The organism is Thermofilum sp., from assembly GCF_038871435.1.
Lineage (GTDB): Archaea > Thermoproteota > Thermoprotei > Thermofilales > Thermofilaceae > Thermofilum > Thermofilum adornatum.
This window is the reverse complement of sequence record NZ_JAVZIC010000022.1, coordinates 1-3,419: the sequence shown is the minus strand read 5'-3', so window position 1 is coordinate 3,419 and position 3,419 is coordinate 1. Positions and strand designations below refer to the sequence as shown.

Here is a 3,419-nt window from a genome sequence, read left to right as displayed (position 1 = left end):
ATTCCTCGGAAAACTTTGCAAGGTTGTATTCGAGGGTCGAATCCGCGGCTAGGAGATAGACAGCTCTCTTATTCTTTATGAACTCTAGGACGAGCCTGGTTTTTCCGACTCGCCTCCTTCCAAATATGAGGGCTACTCTTCCCTTGTTATACCACTCCTCAAGGGCCCTAAGCTCTTCCCTCCTGTCAATTAGGGGTTTCATGTTATAGTTTAAACTATTATAGTCTAGACTATAAATTTTTTCATTTCATTTTGGATGTCCCATAACATGAGACCGATGGTCTTTGAGGGAATATACCTGGGTTAAATGTGAGCTCCGGGGAAAATTTAAGGAAATATGGCAGGGTAGGCGCCCCACAAGTAAGGTTTTAGGTTAGTATGTTGTAGTATGTTGAAAACCTCGTGTGCTGACTCTGAGGAGAAAAAAGCTATGCCATTGCTAGCTCTTGTAGTAGGTCGCTTAATCCTACTATTTCGAGGGCGGTTATTTCGCCTGTTTTCTCTTCGATGAATATCGTTGCTATGGCTCTTGTTGGGAGGGGTTCGCCGGTCTCGATTCCTTGGGGCTCTTTGAACCTTACAAATAGCAGGTCATGGGTGTCGTCTAGGTAGACCTCTATAACCTTCTTTGGCAATTTAATGCTGTACTTCCTCTCAATAAGGTCTAGTATTTTACTCAAATCAAGATCTAAGAGAGAAGTTATTACCATATTCTATTCACCTCTCCACTCCTCCTTTTTTCTTGCATTATCATATTTTTCTCAGCCTCGGATGCTGTTTTTATGTCCGGGCTATCTCTGTATAACGATTTCTAGCCCTACTCCCCCGTCGCCGTATTTGTCCCTGTAGCTGTTTGCGAGGTAGTTCCTGATTGTGTCGCCGCTACAGTGTATAGGGTAGATCTTCTCTGCCCCCATTTCCACTAATCGTGAAGCAACTTCTTTAACATCCTGGAGAGAAGCCCCGAAGATGTGGAATCCCCCGAGCACGAGGTATGGCTTCATGCCTAGGTCCCTAACTGCCTGGTTAACGAGGTTCACAACCCCGGGGTGGCTGCAGCCGACCAGTATGGCTAGTCCCTTGCTAGTCTTGACGGCGAGCGCCTCCTCGACGGGTGGTCCATAGAGGGGCTTGACGACAAATACCCCCTTCGCCACCATGACAGTGCTGTTTACCTGGATGGGCACCAGACCGAGGCTTTGGACGTAGTTTTTGAGGCTTTGGTCTGGCGGTATGTATACTCGGAGCTCGGGCTTAATAGAAGAAAAGAGCCTCAGGCCCCCTGTATGGTCTCCGTGCGGGTGGCTGATAACTATGAAGTCTATCTTGCTTAGGTCTATTCCTAGCTTCTCGGCGTTTCTCTCGAGTACGCCGGGGTCCGGCCCCGTGTCAAAGAGCAACTTGGTCTGATCCGCCTCGAGATAGACTGCGAGGCCCCACACAGTCTCTAGGCCTTCCTTGTAGGGATTGTTATCTACGAGGACAACTAGGCGCACATACCCGGCATACTCCCGAGACTCGTTGCCAGCACGTTTCTCGGGAACCTTGGAGACTCTTCCCAGCATGTAGAGTAGGGCTCCAAAGACACCTATGCATGCAATAAGAATTACAATGGGAAAAATCCATTTATGCACATGGTAAAGTGACTTTGTCACGTATAAATAGTCTTGGACGATTATCAAGAGATGTTTGCATGGATATTTTTATAGGTTCAGGTTCCTGCAATAATTTGAGAGACTCTTCTCTGGTTAGACCTTCTTTAATAATTCGGATGAGCAAGCCTGGTCCGATCTCTTCGCCTTTATGGAATGGTCTTATGCTCATTGGCACCGACCTCAATGAACTGTATGCCGACCAGTTCTCGCTTAATTTCCGCAGAAGACCCCTCAACTTATAGGTAAAGTTCGACTGCTTCCTTGATCCTTTCCAGGAGCTCGTCTAGGGTTTTAGCCTGCGTGTGACAGCCGGGTAGCTCTGGGACGTAGGCGACATAGTAACCATCCTCGTCTTTTTCGATGACAACGGTGAAGCTCAAACTTCTTACCATTACTTTTAATGAAAAGTAGTATTTTAAACTTAGCAAGGCGAATGGGCTACCTTGTCTTTGAGACGTGGAAACATATCAAAATAAAGCTTCTGAGGGGATTTGTTCTGGAGATTTAAGTTAATACCGTGCATCTTCAGAAGTTGTCTCGAAGGGCATTTTTGGTATGTAAGGGGGTCTGTTTTTATTTTTCTCTCTCTTGTAGCTTAAAGATGGCTGTGTAGCCGCTGTGGATCCTGTGCATTGATTGTTTCCATTGGTTTTGGAGGGCTATTTCTCCTCTGAGGCCTGTGCAGTGGCCTGCGTGGACTTCGGTTGTATTGAGCGAGGCGAGTTCCTTTGCTATTGTTTCTAGTTCTTGGTCTGTGGCTTGGCCCGTGTGTAGTCCGCCTATTATGGCTATTTGCTGTGCTCCTGTTAGTTGTTTTGCTTGTTGGGCTATGTTCACTATTCCTGAGTGGCTGCATCCAGCTATTACTATTGCCGTGTCTTGGAGCTTTATGGCTATGCCCGTGTCGTCCAATAGCTTGTCTGGGACTACTTCCCCGGCTTCCTGTGTATAGAAACCCCTGGTCGCGTAGGAGTTGTCGCTTGTCCTGGGTATTTCTCCTAGGAACCATATGTCTGGAGCTAGCTCGAGGGGCTTCCTGGATAGGACTGGCTCTAGGCTGGTGATTATTTTTTCCCACTGGGTGCTAGTGAGGGCCAGGTTGAAGCGCATGAAGCCTTCTCGCGAGGAGTAGCTGGGCTTTACGACGTCTGGGTGTGCGACTAGGGGCTTGGCTTTGATCTTGTCTAGTATTTGGGACAAGCCGCCGGAGTGGTCGTAGTGCCTATGAGAGAGGACAACTGCATCGATGTCTTCGAGAAGTATTTTTAGCCCCTGTGCGTTCCTGAGCAACACTTCTCCTGTCTGGCCAGTATCAAAGAGGAGCCTATATGTTTCCCCATTGTCGTAGACTGCTTTGACATGGATGCTTAGACCGTGCTCTGCAAGCAGCCTCGTCTTGCCGGAATAATCGTCCACGAGAACCGTCAGTTGGAGCTCAAGCAATCGTGGTCTAGGCACATAAACTCACTCATAAAGCTTCTATATATTTGTTGCACAACAAGACAATTACTTTTAAACACTTCTATAGGCTGTGGGAAAACCTTCCCGGAACCTACTCGATTACTGCACCAGCGACTACGTCTATGCCTAGGGCTTGGGCCCTCTCATATGCGTCCTTGTCTATGTTTACAGCGACAATGATGAGCTTGTCTGCTTTTCTGCCGATGATCTTCTCCACTATTCCTGCCTTGTCGAGGAACCATTCGACGTCTTCTAGCTCCGCCCTCGACTTGACCTCTATGAGTACAGTTGTGTCGTTGTGCA

General features: G+C 47.7%; 5 protein-coding genes and 1 pseudogene. All 6 read right to left on the bottom strand.

Annotated elements, in window-relative coordinates; all coding sequences use genetic code 11:
- Nucleotides 1-202, bottom strand: a 202-nt coding sequence (locus tag QXT17_RS09925; RefSeq protein ID WP_342815859.1) for an ATP-binding protein, incomplete at its 3' end; no start/stop codon positions are given.
- Nucleotides 203-428: 226 nt separating this feature from the next.
- Complete coding sequence (locus tag QXT17_RS09920; RefSeq protein ID WP_342783875.1) at nucleotides 429-710, bottom strand: hypothetical protein; 282 nt, start codon at nucleotides 708-710, stop codon at nucleotides 429-431.
- 81 nt (nucleotides 711-791) lie between these two features.
- On the bottom strand, nucleotides 792-1,634 hold the full coding sequence (locus QXT17_RS09915) for an MBL fold metallo-hydrolase (RefSeq protein WP_342783874.1): 843 nt from the start codon (nucleotides 1,632-1,634) through the stop codon (nucleotides 792-794).
- A 257-nt stretch (nucleotides 1,635-1,891) separates the two neighbouring features.
- Entirely contained in the window at nucleotides 1,892-2,035 is a 144-nt protein-coding gene (locus tag QXT17_RS09910; protein WP_405054597.1) for a type II toxin-antitoxin system HicB family antitoxin, read from the bottom strand.
- Between the two features lie 193 nt (nucleotides 2,036-2,228).
- A complete protein-coding gene (locus tag QXT17_RS09905) occupies nucleotides 2,229-3,113 on the bottom strand; it encodes an MBL fold metallo-hydrolase (RefSeq protein WP_342783873.1) in 885 nt (294 codons plus the stop codon).
- 94 nt (nucleotides 3,114-3,207) lie between these two features.
- A pseudogene (locus QXT17_RS09900) lies at nucleotides 3,208-3,419 on the bottom strand (microtubule-binding protein); the annotation flags it as partial.

Coding starts and splice junctions, on each gene's coding strand:
- QXT17_RS09920 (WP_342783875.1), bottom strand. CDS start 710: ATGGTAATAACTTCTCTCTTAGATCTTGATTTGAGTAAAATACTAGAC.